Here is an 18,357-nt window from a genome sequence, read left to right as displayed (position 1 = left end):
TCCCCCAACAGATCGGGGCCTCAGGAAGAGGCCGGAGTCGACGCAGCCGCCGGTTTGGCGCTCGTCGTCGATTCCGTCTTCGATGATGCCGAACCATCCTTCGAAGCCCCGGATTTCGCGCGCGAGTCCGTGCGATAGAAGCCGGAGCCGTTGAAGGTCACACCGATCGAGCCGTACTGCTTGCGCAGCGCGCCACCGCACTCGGGGCACACGGTGAGAGCGTCGTCGGCGAAGCTCTGCACGGCGTCGAAAGTGTGTCCGCACGCGGTGCAGGCATAGGCGTAGGTGGGCATGGGGGTCCTTGCGATCAGCGCCGGCGTGGCGACAGGGTGAGGGTCTGCGACGGGGTGACGACGCCGTTCACCGGCTGGTCGTGCACCTCTCGCGGAAGTTCGTCGAGTACCTCGGAATCATAGATCACGGCGTAGACGGGAGGGCACTTCTCCATCGAGCCGATCGTCTTGTCGAAGTAGCCGCGTCCCCACCCCATGCGCATGCCGGTGCGATCGACCGCCGCGGCGGGGACGATCATCAGGTCAACGTCGTTCACCGCGATCGGGCCCAGCACCTCGCCGGTGGGCTCAGGCAGGCCGAAGAGTCCCTCGGTGACCTCGTCGTCATCAGTGGCGACAGCCCAGTCCAGCAGCCCGTCGGCGCGGGTGACGGGCAGGAGCACGCGGATGCCGCGGCGCACGGCCCTGGTCACGAACTCGCGGGTGCCCGGCTCGGTGGTGGTGGAGAGGAAGCACGAGATGGATCGGGCGCCGAGCTCGTCGACCAAGGCGTCGAGGCGTTCGCCGATGGCCGTGGCCGCGGCTTCGCGCTGCGTGTCGGAGAGGAGCTGGCGTCGTTCGCGGAGTTCGGCGCGGAGTGCGCGCTTCGCATGTTCGACGTCGTTCGACATGGCTCCGAGTCTACGTCGGCGCTCACCACTAGGCTGGCAAGATGGCTGACCACAAGATCAAAGCCGTCATTCCCGCAGCAGGCCTGGGTACGAGATTCCTCCCTGCGACGAAGGCGATGCCGAAAGAGATGCTCCCCGTCGTCGACAAGCCGGCGATCCAATACGTCGTCGAAGAGGCGGCCAATGCCGGCATCGACGACATCCTCGTCATCATCGGCCGCAACAAGAACGCCATCTCCAACCACTTCGACTCCGTGCCGGAGCTCGAGGTCAGGCTCATGGAGAAGGGCGACACCGGGCGTCTCGAGCGTGTGATGAAGTCGAGCGACCTCGCCGACATCCACTTCGTCCGCCAGGGAGAACCGAAGGGGCTCGGGCACGCGGTCCTTCGTGCACGCACCCACGTCGGCGACAGCTCCTTCGCTGTGCTCCTCGGAGACGACCTCATCGACGAGCGCGACGCGCTGCTGACCGACATGATCGCCGAGCACGAGCGCTCCGGCGCCGCCGTGATCGCGCTCATGGAGGTCGACCCCGCCAACATCCACATGTACGGTGCAGCCGCGGTCGAGCCGCTCGAAGGATCCGACGCCGTCCGCGTCACCGGACTCGTCGAGAAGCCCGCCCAGGAAGACGCACCGTCGAACCTGGCCGTGATCGGCCGCTACGTGCTTCCGGCCTCGGTGTTCGACATCCTCGAGCACACCGAGCCGGGCAAGGGGGGCGAGATCCAGCTCACCGACGCGCTGCAGGTGCTCGCGACCGATCCCGACGGCCCCGGCGTCGTCGGCGTCATCTTCGGCGGACGCCGCTACGACACGGGCGACCGCGTCGACTACATCAAGGCGATCGTGCAGCTCGCGGCAGACCGGGACGATCTCGGTCCCGAGCTGCGCCCCTGGCTCAAGGAGTTCGCGGAACGCCTCTAGGCGACTCTGCGGGGGTCGGTGCGGCATGGATCTGGCGGCGGGGATGCGACACGGACCCATAGAACTGCGGCTCGTCCGTGCCAAGGATGCGAGACCGCTGCAGCATGAGCTGCTCGCCAACAGGTCGTGGCTCCAGCCGTGGGAGGCGACGGTCCCGTACGGCTCGGTGTCGTTCGACATGAGGCTCAGCATCCGCCGGCTGCTCCAGCAGTATCGCGACGGCTCGGGCTACCCGTTCGTCATGGAGTACGACGGCGAGGTCGCCGGGCAGCTCAACGTGTGGGGAGTCTCGCGCGGGTCCCTGTGCTCGGCCACGATCGGGTACTGGGTGAGCGAGCGGTTCGCCGGTCGAGGGATCACCCCGACGGCGGTCGCGATGGCCACCGATGCGTGCTTCACCGAGTACGGGCTCCACCGGATGGAGATCTGCATCCGTCCGGAGAACGCCGCGAGTCTGCGCATCGTGCAGAAGCTGGGGTTCCGCTACGAGGGACTGCGTCGTCGCTACATCCACATCGACGGCGACTGGCGCGACCACTATGCGTTCGCTCTGACCAGAGAAGACGTGCCCCAGGGTGTGCTCGCGCGTTGGCTCAGCGGCCAGGTGCCGCCCGATGCCGCGACGGTGCCGCCCTCGGACCGCATCTCGCACTGAAACGGGTGCTCCGGCGGCGGATCCGCACGGACTCGCCGCGACACGCGCCCGTGTGTACGGCGCTGCCCGCTCGCAACCCTTAGCGTGGACGGTATGGACGGGCCGGTGCTGAGCGGGGGAGTGATCGTACTCGTCTCCGTGCTGCTCTGGATGCTCTATCTGCTGCCTTCGTGGCGCGGCCGCTTCCAGTACAACGCCGCCGAACGCAACGCCGTGCGGCTGAACCAGGCCCTGCGCGTGCTCGCAGAGACGAGCGAGACCCCCGGTGAGGTGCGCTTCGAGTTGAACGCGCGCACCGCGCTCGCGCAGCAGAAGCTGGCCAAGCGCGTGCAGTCCGAACGCGAGGCCGCCGAGCTCGAGGCGCTCCGTGAAGAACTCGCCGCCACCCGAGCCGATCCCGTGATCCGTCGTGCGCGCGCGCGTCGACGTGTGCGGGTCGCGGCGACCAGCACTCTCCTCGTCGGGCTCGTGCTCGCCGGCCTCGGTGTGTGGCAGCTGCTGGCCGCGGGAAGCGCGCTGCTGCTCTGGCTCGGCGGTGCCGCGATCGTCGTCGCCGGTGTCGCGCTGCAGCGCATGGCCGCCGTCGCCGGCCGGGTCGCGCGAGCGACGCACGTCGTCTCCGCTCCTGCCGCTCCTCGCGTCGCGCCGGAGCTGCACGATCAGGGACGGGCGACGTGGACACCGCGGCCGCTGCCGGAGCCCCTGGTCTCGGTGGCGGGATCCCGCGCGCAGGCCGCACAGGCCCAGCTGGAGGCGCAGGAGCAGCGTCGCAAGGCAGCCAGGGTCGCTGCTCTGCGCGAGCGTGCCGAGCAGATGGCGCCCGAGGCCCCGGTGGCCCTGCCGGCGGCCTCGTCGCCGTATGCGCGGATGGGCTTCGTCGACGACGCCGAGATCGAAGCGCACGTGCGCGAGTTGCTCTCGCGCCGCGCCGCCGGATGACCGTTCGCGGCGCGAACAGCTTCTCCGTCGTGATAGCGTAGATGTCGTTCACGGGCCTATGGCGCAGTTGGTAGCGCGCCTCGTTCGCATCGAGGAGGTCAGGGGTTCGAATCCCCTTAGGTCCACCGAACACTGAAGCCCCCAGGCACATGCCCGGGGGCTTCAGTCATCTCCGGGGTGACGGCGCACGGGCGTTAGAGTGAGCTGTGCCGTCGCAACCCGGGAGCCTTCCGCTCGACAACGCCGTGATGCGCTCGCATGCGTTCCGATGAGTGAGGTGCTGGCCCGTCTGCGCGGGCAGATCCTCGACGGAACCTACGCCGGGGGAGCGGGGCTTCCCAGCGAGATGGAGTTGGCCGCCCTCCACGGCGTCTCTCGACGCACGATCCGCACCGTGCTCGCCACCCTGGCGCGGCAGGGGCTGGTCGAGTCGCACCGGGGCTCAGGATGGTTCGTGCAGCCCAGCCAGCCGCAGGGATTCGACCGGATGCGGTCGTTCACACAGTGGGCCCGCGGTCGCGGTCGCGCACCCGGCGGTCTCATCGTGGCACGTGCGACGAGGAAGGCCACGGCGCGGGAGGCGCGTCTGCTGGCTATTCGGACGGATGCCGACGTCCTCACCTTCACCCGGGTCCGAACCCTCGACCAGCGTGCCGTGATGGTGGAGCGCTCGACCTGGGCGCCCTGGGTTGTGCCGCATGTGACCGGCGTCCCCGACGATGTCGTCTCCACGACACGAGTGCTCGCGGATGCCGGAATCGTGGTGTCGTCGGGAAACCACCGGATCGAGGCGGTGGCCGCAGCCACCGAGGATGCGCGCCTGCTCGGTGTGCGGCGATCAAGCCCCCTGCTCCAGGTGCGACGGGAGACCTTCGCAGCGAACGGCCGCCCCGTCGAATGCGCCGAGGACCGCTACGTCCCGCACACGATCTCATTCGAGGCGCAGGCCTTCGGCGCCGCCGCGCTTCCGGGCGAGGACTGAAGTCCCGCTGACGGCACGCGCCCACTGTGCGCACCGGGTCGCCCGGATCCTCGTGCGGGCGCTCGATGACACGCGCAGGTCGGTCGGAGTTCACCCACCGGACATCTCGCGGCGGTCGATTGGGTGGGTCCGATTTCTTCTCTTCTCACAGAGGATGCTCCGTGTCTCGTCGTAAACCGCCCGCCCCCGATCCGACCCTCTCCCGCCGTGGATTCACGCGGCTCCTGCGACCCGCATCGCTGGTCGCCGTCGCCGCCTGCGTCGCCGTGCCGGCGCTGACGGCGGCACCGGCCTTCGCCGCCTCCGACTTCACTGCACCGGCTGTCGCCGCCTCCGACCGGTCGGCTCTCGCCGTGTCCGACGGCGAGGAGACACCTGCTTCCACCGAGACCGGCGGCACCATCATCCGTCTCGACGGCGAGGCGCCGACGAGCGGTCAGGTCGGACGCGCAATCGTGCTCCCGCCGGCCGCGGCGGTCGACGTCGACGGCTCCGCGAGCGAACTCGTCGTCACGGTGAAAGACCCTTCCGGTGTCGTCACGATGGTGATGCCGGAGGAATCGGGCGGGTATCGATTCACCCCGACCATCCCCGGCGAGTACGTCGTCGCCTACTCGATCAGCGATGCCGCGGGCGGTGTGAGCGAGGAGACCCGCACGATCACCGTGGCCGGTGCGGCGGATGCGGCCGTGGCCGCGGCTCCGAGCGTCGCAGCGGCGCCGGCGGTCGAGGCGGGAGGTCCGGACGTGCGCTTCGCGGCGATCGGTGACATCCACGTCAATTGGGACGAGCTCGCCGAGGCCTACGACTTCTGGGCACAGGAGAACGTGCAGACCGCGCTGTTCGTCGGCGACCTCACCAACAGTGCGACGCCGGGCGAATTCGCCGGACTCAAGCAGACGATGGATTCCAAGGCAGGCCTCGGCATTCCGGCGATCGCCTCGCTCGGAAACCACGACGTCTCGGGTATCTCCTCGTACGACCTGTTCACGCAGGCGACGGGCGGCCAGAAGCCGAACGCCGACTACACCGTGAACGGCTACCACGTCATCACGGTGTCGCCGGGCAGCGGCACCATCGACCCCGACACGGGCAAGCCCTCGGGCGCGAGCGGCGGCAACTACGCCTACGCCCAGTCCTGGCTGCAGCAGAGGCTGGCAGCCGCTACGGCTGAAGACCCGAACAAGCCCGTCATGGTGCTGGTGCACCACCCGCTCCAGTGCACCCATTACGTCTCGAACGAGTGGTACGGCACCGGTCTCTCCAGCGGCTGCGGCGACGGCTTCCAGTCCGTGTTCGACGACTTCCCGCAGGCTGTCGTCTGGGGCGGTCACATCCACACGCCGCAGAACATCCCGACCTCGATCTGGCAGGGCCAGGAGAACCGGAGCGGCGAGCGGTCCACTCAGGGATTCACCACCGTGAACGCGCCGCCGCTGGCGTACTACGAGTTCGAGTCCGGCGTCGTGAACTCGAGCCCGACCAGCCGCGGTAACGACACCACACCGGATGACGCGGGCAACAACCGCCAGACGGCCATCGTCGAGATCACCGGCACCACCGTCACCATCAAGAACTACGACCTGCTCGCCGATCAGTGGATCGACCAGACGTGGACGTGGGACGTGGCCGACTCCGTGGATGAGACCAAGAGCTACGACGAGCGGTTCCCGTTCAACGACACCTACCGTGCGAGCCAGTCCGCGGGGCCGGTCTGGCCGGAGGGTGCGGCCGTGACCGTGGGCGACATCGCGAGCGCGAAGGCGATGGTCTCGTTCCCCCAGGCCGTCCCCGCGCCGAACTCCGTCGGCGACATCGTGCACAAGTACCGCTACTCGACGGTCGACGTGGCCACCGGCGAGGAGGTCAACTCCTTCCTGCAGTGGTCGGGCTTCTACAACCTGCCGATGCCGGCCGACCGCAGCCACGAAGTGTGGAACCTGCTCCCCGGAAAGGAGTACGAGGTGCGGGTCACCCCCATCAACGCCTGGGGCAAGGAGGGGTCGGCGTTGACGGCCCGGTTCACCAGCACCGAGGGCAGCGGCGGTGAGGGGCCCTTCGACCCCAGCAGCCTGACCTTCGACGACCTCCGCGCTGCCCTGCCCACAGCTGATCTCCTGGATGTCGGCTTCGCGGGCGGCACGGCGAGCGACTCCTCTCCGGCCGCGCGTCCGCTCACCGCAGGCGCCGATGCCCGGATCGAGAACGATCCCGCCGTGGGATCCGATGTCGTGATCGGCGCGGAGGGGGCTGCCACCGGCATCCGCACTCCGAAGTGGACGGACGCGGAGTATGCAGCACTGCAGGACGGCTTCACGCTCGATGCGACCTTCCGTCTCGACGCGATCGCCGGCGGATACGTCGACGTGTTCGGCGGCATGCAGAGCGGTGGCATCGGTCTCGAGGCCGTCGGCACCAGCGCGACGACGTACGAGCTGCAGTTCTGGTACGCCTCGCCTCGTCCGGCGGTCAGCCTGAAGTACGGCCAGTGGTACCACGTGACCGCCTGGTATGACGGTCAGGATGCACGGCTGTACGTCGACGGCCTCCGAAAGGCCGAGTCCGAGGGAGTGTCGTTCTCCGTCAAGCCCAGCGCGGCCGATGCGCGCTACATGGTGATCGGCGGCGACGCGAACACGTCGGGCGCGCTCGACGACGCCACCATGGACGGACGGATCGCCGGAGTCGAGGTCTACAGCGCTCCGCTCTCCGACAAGGACGTGTACCGGGTGGCGACGCGGGAGCTCACCGCACTCGACACCATGCCGCCGCTCGTGCGCGTCGCCCCGGAACCCGCGGGTGAGGCCACGGTCGGAACCGCCTACACCGCCCCGCGCGCCGAGGCCGTGGACAACTCGGGACGCGTGAGCACGATGCTCGAGGTGACCGACCCGTCGGGTGCCCCGGTGGCGGTCGACGACCCGGCGTCCGGCCTGCGGGCACTCGCCGCGGCTGCCGGAGACGGTTACACGTTCACCCCGACCGCGACCGGCACCTACACCCTGAAGTACATCGCGACCGACGCGGCCGCCCGGCAGAACCAGGTCACGTTCACCGTGACCTCGACAGCCGGCTCCGACGGCGGCAACCCCGGCGGCAACCCTGGTGGCACCCCCGGCGGTAACCCCGGTGGCGGCAACACCGGTGGCGGCGCGAACCAGGGCGGCGGTTCCGCCGGTGGACAGTCCGATCCACTGGCGGCGACCGGTGGCCCGGTCCCGACGATGCTCGCCTTCGCCGGACTGCTGCTGCTCGCCGGAGGCGGCGTTCTGCTCCGCCGGCGGATGCTGCGCCGCCCGGAGGGACAGGAATGAGGAACCGGCGTCGGCATCCGGGTGCGCGCCAGCGCCCCCGACCGGCGATCCGCACCCTGGTCGCCGGAGTCATCGCCCTCACCGGGGTCGCCGTCAGCGTGATGCTGACGGCGGCCCCGGCCGCGGCGCACAGCTATGCGGCGACGGTCTTCGCCGATGTGTCCGAACCCGAGCGCGGCGTCGTGCGCACCGTGCTCGACATCGAGTACGTCCTGCTCGCCACCGACGGAGCGCGGGCGATGGGCGACACGGCCTTCGAGCAGGAGGCCTACGCCGACGTGCAGGCGAGCGGCCGGGATCCGGAGAAGCTCACGCCCGCGGTGCTCGACGACCATGCCGACTCCGTCGAGGGATACGTGCTGCCTCGGTTCTCGGTGAGCGTGGCGCAGGACGGGGAGCCGTCGCAGGCGTGCCCCAACGCCGTGGTGGCGCCCTACGAGATCGTCATCCGGGACGGCGTGCCACATGCGCGCCTGGTGATCGAAGCCGACTGCACGGCGCAGGTCGAGGCGATGCCCGTGCCGTATCGGATCACGACCGAGCTGTTCCCCGGAACGGCTCCCGGGGGCATGACGACGACCATCGTCGACTACGACGTGCGTTCGGGTGCGGGTGTGGCCAGTCTCGACACCGACACGAACCCCTCGATGGTCACCACGACCGACTGGGGTTCTCGGATGGGTGAGTTCCTCGTGCTGGGGGCAGAGCATCTGCTGCTCGGCCCCGACCACCTGCTGTTCCTGCTGGCGCTGATCATCGGATCTCGCCGGCTCAGGGACATCGTGCTGGCGGCGACGGCGTTCACGGTCGCGCACTCGGCGACCTTCATCCTCGCCGCCCTCGGGGTGGTGAGCATTCCCGCGTGGATCGTGGAGCCGGCCATCGCTCTGTCGATCGCCGTCGTCGCGCTCTGGGAGATGCGACGGTTCCGGCGTGCCAGGCGGACGGATGCGATGGGGGCGGACGGGACGCTTCGGCCTCTTTCCGGGAAGGCCCAGGGTCCGCTCGACGAGCAGCCGCTCGTCGGAGGCGGCGGGAGCGCTGTGGCTGTGCGTGAGCGGATCCTCGCGGCGCCGTCATCCGCACCGGTGGTCGACGGCTTCACCCGAGGGGATCTGCTGCGCATCGGCGTGGTCTTCGCCTTCGGGCTGATGCACGGTGTGGGCTTCGCCGGAGCGCTGGGAATCGACGAGCCGTTCTCGTGGGATCTGCTCGGGGCGCTCCTCGTCTTCAACGTGGGCATCGAGCTGGCGCAGCTTCTGGTGATCGCGGTGGTGTTCCCGCTGTTCGTGCTGCTGCGGCGGCGGCTGCCCTCGGCGGGATTCTGGATCGCCGCGGTCGTCGCTGCCGTCGGGCTGTTCTGGTTCATCGAGAGGCTGATCGCCGGAGCCTGAACCGGTGCACCCGCCTCCGTGGCGGAGGCGGGTACACCGGCCCCGAGGAGTTCGTTCACGACGAGGGTGCGCTGGCCTCGAGGAGCAGCCGAAGTCGTGCTTCAGGGCTGCCGGTGATCGTGATCGTGCGGGGGAGAAGGCCGTCGCGATCGAGATCGTCGACGAGCTCGGGCAATGCTTCGTCCATCGCGAGGCGCAATGCCGGGTCTTCGTCATCGGGCACGTGGATGATCCTGGCAGCCTCCAGCGGCACGATCGCGAGGAGATCGATGTCGGACATCGATGCCTCCACGAGAGCGGTCGCGCGCGGGAGGAGGTCGCCGTCGCTGCGCCCGAGCCGCTCCAGCGCAGTGAGATAGGCGAGGAAGTCGAGCGGTCCTCGTTCGCTGATGACCGAAGACCAGCTGGCCGATTCCTGCACCCGTGAGGCGGTGACGCGCAGCTGCCGGGCGAAACTCCGCTCGCCGGTCGGGTCGTCGAGGTCGAGGTCGTCGAAGGGGTCGGTGAGGACGCGGAACTCGGGTCGGATGGCGTGGAAGTCCGAGATCAGCGTGCTCTTGCCGCTGGCATGCGTTCCCGAGACGACGATCCTCATCCGCGTGCGGCGAGGCCGGCGAGCAGCTCCAACACGCACAGCGCCGCCAGGCGCACGGTGCGGGCGTCGTCGGCGTCGGCGGTCGCATCGACCTCGGCGAGATCGGCGCTCACCACACGGGAGTCCGAGGCCACGGCACGCGTGAGCGCCCGAAGCTCCCAGGCCTGCAGTCCGCCGGGAACGCTCGCGGGGCAGCCGGGGGCCACCGAGCGGTCGCACACGTCGACGTCGATGTCGAGGTGGATCCGCGGATCGGCTCCTGCTCCTGCGACGTCCAGGGCCTCAGCGATCACGTCGTCGATGCCGCGGCGGCGGAGCTCGTCGAGGGTGATCACGCGAATGCCCCAGTCGGCTGCGCGCCGGGCGTAGGCGGCGGAGTTCGCGAAGTCGGCGATGCCGATCTGCACGATCCGTGTCGGGTCGATCCGGGTGGTGTCGACCGGCGACGCGGCGGGGATGTCTTCCACGAGGCGCCGCACCGGCGTGCCGTTGGAGACGCCGTCACGCAGGTCGAAGTGCGCGTCGAACGTGATCAGTCCGGTGGCCTCGGCCCCGAGCGCCGTCGGATAGGTGAGCGAGTTGTCGCCGCCGAGCGCGATGACGAGCTTCGCGGCCGCGGCGAGTTCGCGCACGCGGGAGATGACCCGAGCCTCGCCGGCAGAGCCGTCGGGGTCGCCGACATCACCGGCGTCGGCGATGCGCAGCACCTCGCCGAGCTCGATCGCGGGCGGCCCCATCAGCGTCGTCCCATAGCGGGGGAGGGCCTCGCGGATCGCGGCCGGCGTCGCGTGCGCTCCCGTCGGTGACAGCGAGGTGCGCCAGGTCGGCACTCCGAGCACGACGGCGTCGGCGGTGCCGTCGAATGCGGGCCAGGATCCGGCACGCGGCCAGAGCGGATCGTTGCTGAGCTGTGCGGTGTGGGTGCTCATGATCAGACTCCGGGGATCAGGGCGTGGGCGATGGAGAAGATGACCAGACCCGCCAGCGCACCGACGAACGTGCCGTTCAGTCGGATGTACTGCAGGTCGCGGCCGACCATCAGCTCGATCTTCTCGGTCGTCTCGGCCGGGTCCCAGCGCTCGACGGTGTCGGTGATGATCGAGGCGATGTCGTGCCGGTAGCGGTCGACGAGGAACACGGCCGCGTCCGACACCCAGGTGTCGACGCGGTGCTGCAGTGCGGTGTCGGTCGTGAGGCGTTCTCCGACCTCCTGCAGGGCCTGTACCGCGCGGCGGCGCAGACCGCTCTCCGGATCGGCGAGGGCGGTGAGCAGACCGTTCTTCGCGGTGTTCCACGCCTCGGCGGCCAGGGCGCCCACACGCGGGCTGTCGAAGAGCGAGGCCTTGGCGTTCTCGAGCTTCGCGCGGGTCGCCGGGTCGTTCTGCAGACTGTCCGCCAGACGCGCCAGATACCCGTCGACGGCGATGCGGGCCGGGTGATGCGGGTCGGCCTGCACGGCCTGCACGAACTTGACGGCCTCGTGGTAGACCGTGTCGTCGACGAAGCGATGAGCCAGCTTCGGCACCCACCCTGGCAGGCGACGGGAGACGAGTCCGCTGAACGATTCGGCATTCGCGTCGAGCCAGCGCGCGATGCTGTCGGCGGCCAGGTTGACGGCGCCGTGATGGGCGTCGGCCTCGACGATCTTCTCGAGCCAGGCTCCCGCGGGCGGACCCCACTCGGGGTCGACCAGGTGCTCACGGGCGAGGTCGGTGATGAGGTCTCGCACATCGTCATCGCTCAGCGCGTTGAGCACGGCCGTGGCGATGGTCGCGCCCTCGGCGCCCACTCGCTCGGCGTGTGGGGCCTCGCGCAGCCATTCGCCTGCGCGCAGCGCGATCCGCGTGCTCGACAACTTGGTGCGCACCACGTCGGCGGCGAGGAAGTTCGTCTCCACGAACTCGCCGAGCGTGCGGCCGATCTCGTCCTTGCGGTTGGGGATGATCGCGGTGTGCGGGATCGGGAGGCCGAGCGGACGGCGGAACAGTGCGGTGACGGCGAACCAGTCCGCGAGCGCACCCACCATGCCGCCCTCGGCCGCAGCGCGCACATAGGCGAGCCCCTCGAACCGCTGCTGGAACGCGAAGGCGAACACGAAGACGACGGCCATGAACACCAGAGCTCCGAGGGCGACGGCCTTCATTCTTCGGAGCGCGCGCAGGCGCTCCTGGTCGGAGGGGGACAGCATCGCCATCGGTGTTCGCGGCATGACGTCATCCTTTCACGACGTCGTCGTCGCGGTGCCGACGGCGCACGTGCGGTGTCTCGGTGCTCAGACAGCCGTCCGCCTCGACGGACGAGTACCCTCAAGGGGTGATCGAAGACATCAAGAAGCGTGCTCTGCACCGCACCAGCATCCTCGAGGGCCAGATGCGCGGCGTCGCGCGGATGATCGAGAACGAGGAGTACTGCATGGACATCATCACGCAGTCCCGCGCCATCCAGCGCTCGCTGGAGTCGTTGAACCGGCTGCTGCTGGAGAACCACCTCCGCACACACGTCACCCACATGTTCGACGAGGGCGGCGAGGAGCGCGACAAGGCCGTCGTCGAACTCCTCAAGGCCTTCGACTTCGACCGCAAGTAGGACGTTCCGAGCCGGGCACGACACAGCGCCCCGACCGAATCGTCGAGGCGCTGCGCGGTGATTCACCTGCCGCTGTCGTCGAAGACCTCGCCCTCCATGGCGTCGTAGCCCTCGGCCTGCGGGTCGCCGTGGGTGCCGCCCGAGATCGCGTACTCCTCCTCGGGGGAGAGCACCAGGCGGTGGCGGAAGAAGAGTCCGAACCCGAGCAGGATCACGACGTAGACGATCGCGATCGCGACGATCGCCGGGCCGAACGTCGGGTTGAGCAGGAACCCGACGAAGATCAGTGCGGCGATCACCAGCGCGACCGCGGCACCGGGGATGCCCCACGGGCTGCGGTACGGACGGTCGACGTTCGGGTACTTCTTGCGCAGGATCATGAACGAGACCAGCTGGAGGCCGTAGGCCAGCACGGCTCCCCACACGGCGATGTTCAGCACGATCGCACCGGCGACCGAACCCGCACCCTCGGCGTCGACGGCTGCGAGGACGTCGAGCACGATGAGGGCGACGAAGCCGATCGCCGCACCCACGACGAGGGCGACCCACGGGGTCTGGCGCTTGCCGGTCAGTGACAGGAAGCGCGGGTAGTAGCCGGCGCGAGACAGCGAGTACATGTTGCGGCCGTAGGCGAACATGATCCCCTGCAGCGAGGCGAGCAGTCCGATGAGGGCGAAGAGGGCGAGCACGGCGGCGAGCTGATCGCCGACGATCGCGCGGAAGCCGTCGAGCAGGGGCTCGCCCGCAGTGCCGGTGGCCTCGGCGCCGATCACGCCGGTGTTCAGGAACAGCACGAGCAGACCCGTGACGATGAGCGTGCCGCGAGCCCAGAATCCGGCCTTCGGGATGTCGCGCGTCGGGTTGTGCGATTCCTCGGCGGCCAGCGGCAGCTCTTCGATGCCGAGGAAGAACCACATCGCGAACGGGAGAGCGAACAGGATCGGCAGCACGCCGTGCGGCAGGAACTCGGTCTGGCCGGGGTCGGGGGCGATGTCCCACAGTGCGTCCCAGCTGAAGGCGCCGGAGAAGATCGCCATCGCGGAGAACACCAGGATGATGCCGATCGAGATGATCGAGACGACGATCGCGAAGCGGAAGGAGATCGCCGCACCCGCGGAGTTCAAAGCGATGAAGACGATGTAGAGGATGAGGTACCAGGCCCACCCCGGCAGCTCGAGGCCGAGCAGCTCACTGGTGATCCCGTTCGCATACGACGCCGAGAAGTAGACGATCACCGCCGTCGTGGCGACGTACTCGATCGTCTCGGCGGCCCCGGTCACCAGACCACCCCACGGTCCCATCGCCGATCGTGCGAAGGAGTACGCGCCACCGGTGTGCGGCATCATCGCGGCCATCTCGCCGATCGCGAAGATCATGCCGTAGTACATGAGCACGAGGATCGCGAAGGCGATCAGCATCCCGCCGAAGCCTGCGAAGTCGATGCCGAAGTTCCAGCCGGAGAAGTCGCCGGAGATGACGGCAGCGACCGCGAGGCCCCACAGGCCCCAGACGCCGGCGGATCTCTTCAGCGTCCGTTTCTCGAAATACTCGCTCCCGGCACGTGTATAGGTCGCCCCAGCGACCTTGCGGGATTCATTGCTCTGCTCAGACATCCGCTCTCCGTTCGCATGCACACAGGCGCCGGGTGCACCTTGCGGATGATTGTGGCAGTCAATGGTGGTTTCGTCTACCTTTAAACGCGACAGTGATCTACTCTGATGGCGAAGCCGGTCGGTCGATCGCTTCACCACGACGACGGGAGCGAGAAGATGTCGGGAAACCTCAGCATCGAGCAGCTGGATGCCGGCATCGCCGCCGGTGAGATCGACACGGTGATCGTGGCCTTCGCCGATGCGCAGGGTCGGCTGGTCGGAAAGCGGGTCTCCGCGCGGCTGTTCCAGGAGGACATCCTTCATCACGGCGCCGAGGCCTGCGACTACCTGCTGTCCGTCGACGTCGACATGAACACGGTCGACGGCTACGCGATGTCGGGCTGGAACCGCGGCTACGGCGACATGGTGCTGCGCCCCGATGTCGCGACCCTGCGGCGGATGCCGTGGCTCGAGGGCAGCGTGCTGATCATGGCCGACCTGGTCTGGCAGAACGGCGAGCCCGTCGGGCCCTCGCCGCGGGCGATCCTCGACAGGCAGCGCGACCGGCTCGCAGAGCGCGGATGGACGGCCTTCTCCGGCACCGAGCTCGAGTTCATCGTGTTCGAGAACACCTACCGCGACGCGTGGGCGCGCAAGTACGAGGGGCTGACACCGGCCACCGACTACAACGTCGACTACAACCTGCAGGCCTCGACCCGCATGGAACCGCTGCTGCGCGACATCCGCCTCGGCATGGACGGAGCGGGCTTGTACTGCGAAGGCGTGAAGGGCGAGTGCAACCTCGGGCAGCAGGAGATCGCGTTCCGCTACGCCGAGGTGCGCGAGACTGCCGATCAGCACGTGATCTACAAGAACGGCGCGAAGGAGATCGCCGCCCAGCACGGGCAGTCGCTCACGTTCATGGCGAAGTTCAACGAGCGCGAGGGCAACAGCTGCCACATCCACCTCTCGCTGCGTGCGGAAGACGGGACCCCGGTCATGGCCGGCGACGGTGCCCACGGATTCAGCCCCGTCATGGAGCACTGGATCGCCGGCATCCTCGCCACCCTGCGCGAGTTCACGCTGCTGTATGCGCCCAACATCAACTCGTACAAGCGTTTCGCGAAGGGCAGCTTCGCGCCGACCGGCGTGGCCTGGGGCATCGACAACCGCACCTGTGCGCTGCGCGTGATCGGCAGCGGATCGGGCCTGCGGGTCGAGAACCGGGTGCCCGGCGGCGACGTGAACCCCTACATGGGCATCTCGGCGATCATCGCCGGTGGCCTGTACGGCATCGAGAACGAGCTGGTCCTCCCCGAGCGGTTCGAGGGCAACGCCTACGAGGCGGGCGTCGACCACCTGCCGACGACTTTGCGCGAGGCCGCACAGCTGTTCAGCGCGTCGAGCATCGCCAGGGAGGCCTTCGGCGACGACGTCGTCGACCACTATCTGAACCAGGCGCGCATCGAGCTGGAAGCCTACGATGCCGCCGTGACCGACTGGGAGCGCGTCCGTGGTTTCGAGCGGCTCTGACCCGGCGCCCCTGATCGGGGTCACGACTTACCTGGAGCGGGCGCAGCAGGGGGTATGGGATGTGCGGGCGGCATTCCTGCCAGAGCAGTACCTGAACGGTGTGACGGCGTCCGGCGGCATCGCGCTGCTGCTGCCCCCGCAGGACCCGGAATCGGCGGATGCGGCGATCGCCGGGATGGACGGGCTGATCCTCTCCGGCGGGGCCGATGTCGCGCCCGAGCTCTACGGTGCGCAGCGGCATCCGCTGACCGACCCCGCCCGTGTCGACCGTGACGCGTGGGAGCTGGCGCTGTTCCGGGCGGCGGAGCGGCGGCGCATCCCGGTGCTCGCGATCTGCCGGGGGCTGCAGCTGGTCAACGTGGCGCGCGGCGGCACTCTCCAGCAGCATCTCCCCGAGTCGCTCGGCACCGAACGGTACCGCCTCGGCGGAGGGGTGTTCGCCGAGAACGACATCGAGGTCTCGGACGACACCGCGCTCGCCGAGGTACTCGGCGCGGGAGATGTGCGGGTGCACAGCTACCACCATCAGGGCATCGATCGACTCGGGGAGGGGCTGGTCGCGGCCGCCCGCTCCGACGATGGACTCGTGCAGGCGTTCGTCGACACCTCGGCCGGCCGCATCGTCGGCATCCAATGGCATCCGGAGGAGAACGCCGAAGACCGGCGTCTCTTCACAGATCTCGTCTCACAGGCTCGTGCGTTCGCCGCGCAGCGGAAGGAGGACGCCCGATGAGTGCGTTCACAGTCATCAACCCGTCGACCGGAGCAGCGATCCGCGACGTCGCGCGCGCGGATGTCGGAGAGACCGATGCGGCGATCGCCCGTGCGGTCTCCGCCCAGCGACGGTGGTCGGCACTGGCTCCGATCGCCAGAGCCGACGCGCTTCGGGCGTTCGCTCGTGCGGTCGAGGGCGCGGTCGAGGAACTCGCCCAGCTGGAGGTGCTCAACTCCGGACATCCGATCGGCTCCGCACGGTGGGAGGCCGGGCACGTCGCCCAGGTGCTCAACTACTATTCCGCCGACCCGGAGCGGCTGTCCGGACGACAGATCCCGGTGGCCGGCGGGCTCGATGTCACCTTCCACGACCCCTACGGCGTCGTCGGCGTCATCGTGCCCTGGAACTTCCCCATGACGATCGCCTCCTGGGCGTTCGCACCGGCGCTCGCCGCGGGCAACGCCGTGGTGCTGAAGCCCGCCGAACTGACACCGCTCACCGCGATCCGCCTCGGCGAGCTCGCGCTCGAGGCCGGACTCCCGGAAGGGCTGTTCGAGGTCGTCACGGGCTCGGGCTCGGTCGTCGGTCAGCGTCTGGTCGAGCACCCCGACGTGCGCAAGGTGGTCTTCACCGGCTCGACCGAGGTCGGCATCGAGGTCGCGGCCGGCTGTGCACGCGCGCTCAAGCCGGTCACGCTCGAACTCGGCGGCAAGAGCGCCAACATCGTCTTCGCCGATGCCGACCTCGAACGCGCGGCGGCGGGGGTGCCAGGTTCGGTGTTCGACAACGCAGGTCAGGACTGCTGTGCTCGCAGCCGCCTGCTCGTGCAGCGCTCGGTGTACGACCGCTTCCTCGAACTGCTCGAACCGGCCGTGGCCGCCTGGCGCGTGGGCGACCCCGCACGCGAGGACACCGACATGGGGCCGCTCATCTCGGCAGGGCACCGCGACACCGTCGCCTCTTTCCTCGACGGCGCCGACATCGCGTTCCGGGGAAGCGCGCCCGACGGGGACGGGTTCTGGTTCGCTCCGGCCGTCGTGCTCGCCGACCCCGCCGACCGCATCGCCCAGCAAGAGGTGTTCGGGCCCGTCGTCGCGGTGATGCCGTTCGAAGATGAGGCCGACGCCATCCGTCTGGCCAACGACACCGCCTACGGGCTCGCCGGCTCCGTGTGGACCGAGAGCCTGGGGCGCGGTGTGCGCGTGGCACGGGGTGTGCGCAGCGGCGTGCTGTCGGTGAACTCCCACTCCTCGGTGCGGTACTCCACGCCGTTCGGCGGCATGAAGGCGTCGGGCCTGGGGCGCGAGCTCGGCCCGGACGCCGCCGAGCACTTCACCGAGACCAAGAACGTCTTCTTCGCGACCGATGAAGCCTGATCGCGTCGTCCCCTCACCCATCCGGAACGGAGAACCCACATGAGCATCGATCTGACCCAGCGACTGAAGGACCGCGTCGCCATCATCACCGGTGGCGCCAGCGGCATCGGGTTCGCCACCGCCCAGCGGTTCGCCGCGGAGGGCGCCTTCGTCGTGATAGCCGATGTCGATCCGACGACCGGAGAGGCAGCGGCCGCCGCGGTGGGCGGGGCGTTCCGTCCGGTCGACGTCGCCGACCAGGCCAAGGTCGACGCGCTGTTCGACGGCGTCGCCGAGGAGTTCGGCCGCATCGACATCGCCTTCAACAACGCGGGCATCTCGCCGGCCGACGACGACTCCATCGAGACGACCGAGCTCCCGGCCTGGGACCGGGTGCAGGACGTGAACCTCAAGAGCGTCTACCTGTGCAGCCGTGCGGCGCTGCGCCACATGGTGCCTGCGGGGCGCGGCTCCATCATCAACACGGCGTCGTTCGTCGCCCTGCTCGGATCGGCGACCTCGCAGATCAGCTACACCGCGTCGAAGGGCGGCGTGCTGGCGATGTCCCGTGAGCTCGGGGTGCAGTTCGCGCGTCAGGGGGTGCGGGTCAACGCGCTGTGCCCCGGACCGGTGAACACCCCGCTGCTGCAGGAGCTGTTCGCCAAGGACCCGGAACGCGCGCAGCGCCGCCTCGTCCACGTGCCGATGGGCCGCTTCGCCGAGCCTGCGGAACTCGCGGCGGCCGTGGCTTTCCTGGCCTCGGATGACTCGTCGTTCATCACCGCGAGCGCCTTCGTCGTCGACGGCGGGATCACGAACGCCTACGTCACCCCGCTGTGAGCGACCCTCACCTCGCTGTGACAG

17 protein-coding genes and 1 tRNA gene are annotated in these 18,357 nt (G+C 69.2%); 12 read left to right on the top strand and 6 right to left on the bottom strand.

Features of this window, described 5'->3' with window-relative positions; translation table 11 throughout:
• Window positions 1-20: 20 nt before the first annotated feature.
• Window positions 21-293, bottom strand: coding sequence for an FmdB family zinc ribbon protein (locus D514_RS24340; protein WP_017828901.1), 273 nt, complete (start codon window positions 291-293; stop codon window positions 21-23).
• Between the two features lie 14 nt (window positions 294-307).
• Window positions 308-904, bottom strand: a complete 597-nt coding sequence (locus D514_RS24335; protein ID WP_017828900.1) for a 5-formyltetrahydrofolate cyclo-ligase — start codon at window positions 902-904, stop codon at window positions 308-310.
• Window positions 905-945: 41 nt separating this feature from the next.
• Between D514_RS24335 and galU the strand changes: the two genes are divergently transcribed.
• From galU to D514_RS24305, 7 genes are all read left to right on the top strand, one after another.
• Complete coding sequence (gene galU, locus D514_RS24330; RefSeq protein ID WP_031205546.1) at window positions 946-1,833, top strand: UTP--glucose-1-phosphate uridylyltransferase GalU; 888 nt, start codon at window positions 946-948, stop codon at window positions 1,831-1,833.
• 43 nt (window positions 1,834-1,876) lie between these two features.
• Complete coding sequence (locus tag D514_RS24325; protein ID WP_017828898.1) at window positions 1,877-2,488, top strand: GNAT family N-acetyltransferase; 612 nt, start codon at window positions 1,877-1,879, stop codon at window positions 2,486-2,488.
• Window positions 2,489-2,581: 93 nt separating this feature from the next.
• The gene (locus D514_RS24320) at window positions 2,582-3,427 is read left to right on the top strand and encodes a hypothetical protein (protein WP_017828897.1); all 846 of its coding nucleotides are present in this window, start codon (window positions 2,582-2,584) and stop codon (window positions 3,425-3,427) included.
• 52 nt (window positions 3,428-3,479) lie between these two features.
• Window positions 3,480-3,552: transfer RNA gene (locus tag D514_RS24315), tRNA-Ala, on the top strand.
• 143 nt (window positions 3,553-3,695) lie between these two features.
• On the top strand, window positions 3,696-4,409 hold the full coding sequence (locus tag D514_RS24310) for a GntR family transcriptional regulator (RefSeq protein ID WP_031205543.1): 714 nt from the start codon (window positions 3,696-3,698) through the stop codon (window positions 4,407-4,409).
• 161 nt (window positions 4,410-4,570) lie between these two features.
• Window positions 4,571-7,723: a LamG-like jellyroll fold domain-containing protein gene (locus D514_RS37995; protein ID WP_017828895.1), complete on the top strand. Its 3,153-nt coding sequence runs from the start codon at window positions 4,571-4,573 to the stop codon at window positions 7,721-7,723.
• Complete coding sequence (locus tag D514_RS24305) at window positions 7,720-9,117, top strand: HupE/UreJ family protein (protein ID WP_017828894.1); 1,398 nt, start codon at window positions 7,720-7,722, stop codon at window positions 9,115-9,117. Before D514_RS37995 ends, D514_RS24305 begins: the two co-directional genes overlap by 4 nt.
• Before the next feature lie 55 nt (window positions 9,118-9,172).
• Here the strand turns inward: D514_RS24305 and D514_RS24300 are convergent, their stop codons facing one another.
• Genes D514_RS24300 through D514_RS24290 form a run of 3 tightly spaced genes read right to left on the bottom strand, consistent with a single transcriptional unit; the run spans window position 9,173 to window position 11,921 of the window.
• A complete protein-coding gene (locus D514_RS24300) occupies window positions 9,173-9,712 on the bottom strand; it encodes a hypothetical protein (protein WP_017828893.1) in 540 nt (179 codons plus the stop codon).
• A complete protein-coding gene (locus D514_RS24295; RefSeq protein ID WP_017828892.1) occupies window positions 9,709-10,641 on the bottom strand; it encodes an agmatinase family protein in 933 nt (310 codons plus the stop codon). Before D514_RS24295 ends, D514_RS24300 begins: the two co-directional genes overlap by 4 nt.
• 2 nt (window positions 10,642-10,643) lie before the next feature.
• A complete protein-coding gene (locus tag D514_RS24290; protein ID WP_031205540.1) occupies window positions 10,644-11,921 on the bottom strand; it encodes a DUF445 domain-containing protein in 1,278 nt (425 codons plus the stop codon).
• 104 nt (window positions 11,922-12,025) lie between these two features.
• On the opposite strand from D514_RS24290, the gene D514_RS24285 reads away from it, so the two are divergent.
• On the top strand, window positions 12,026-12,298 hold the full coding sequence (locus D514_RS24285; protein WP_017828890.1) for a metal-sensitive transcriptional regulator: 273 nt from the start codon (window positions 12,026-12,028) through the stop codon (window positions 12,296-12,298).
• A gap of 62 nt (window positions 12,299-12,360) precedes the next feature.
• Here D514_RS24285 and D514_RS24280 read toward each other — a convergent pair whose 3' ends face one another.
• Window positions 12,361-13,911 carry an amino acid permease gene (locus D514_RS24280; RefSeq protein ID WP_017828889.1) on the bottom strand — a complete coding sequence of 517 codons (1,551 nt, stop codon included), beginning with the start codon at window positions 13,909-13,911 and terminating at the stop codon, window positions 12,361-12,363.
• 105 nt (window positions 13,912-14,016) lie between these two features.
• Here D514_RS24280 and D514_RS24275 point away from each other — a divergent pair, with 105 nt between their 5' ends.
• From D514_RS24275 to D514_RS24260, 4 genes are read left to right on the top strand one after another with little or no spacing between them, the layout of a single operon-like run.
• On the top strand, window positions 14,017-15,423 hold the full coding sequence (locus tag D514_RS24275) for a glutamine synthetase family protein (protein ID WP_017828888.1): 1,407 nt from the start codon (window positions 14,017-14,019) through the stop codon (window positions 15,421-15,423).
• Window positions 15,404-16,156: a gamma-glutamyl-gamma-aminobutyrate hydrolase family protein gene (locus tag D514_RS24270; RefSeq protein WP_031205537.1), complete on the top strand. Its 753-nt coding sequence runs from the start codon at window positions 15,404-15,406 to the stop codon at window positions 16,154-16,156. The genes D514_RS24275 and D514_RS24270 overlap by 20 nt, the downstream gene beginning before the upstream one ends.
• Window positions 16,153-17,514, top strand: a complete 1,362-nt coding sequence (locus D514_RS24265; protein ID WP_017828886.1) for an aldehyde dehydrogenase — start codon at window positions 16,153-16,155, stop codon at window positions 17,512-17,514. Before D514_RS24270 ends, D514_RS24265 begins: the two co-directional genes overlap by 4 nt.
• 39 nt (window positions 17,515-17,553) lie before the next feature.
• Complete coding sequence (locus tag D514_RS24260; RefSeq protein ID WP_017828885.1) at window positions 17,554-18,333, top strand: 3-oxoacyl-ACP reductase; 780 nt, start codon at window positions 17,554-17,556, stop codon at window positions 18,331-18,333.
• Window positions 18,334-18,357: the final 24 nt, after the last annotated feature.

This window comes from Microbacterium sp. UCD-TDU (assembly GCF_000340625.1).
GTDB classification, from domain to species: Bacteria; Actinomycetota; Actinomycetes; order Actinomycetales; family Microbacteriaceae; genus Microbacterium; species Microbacterium maritypicum.
Note: the sequence above shows the minus strand (reverse complement) of the source record. Positions and strands in the feature narration are given on the sequence as shown.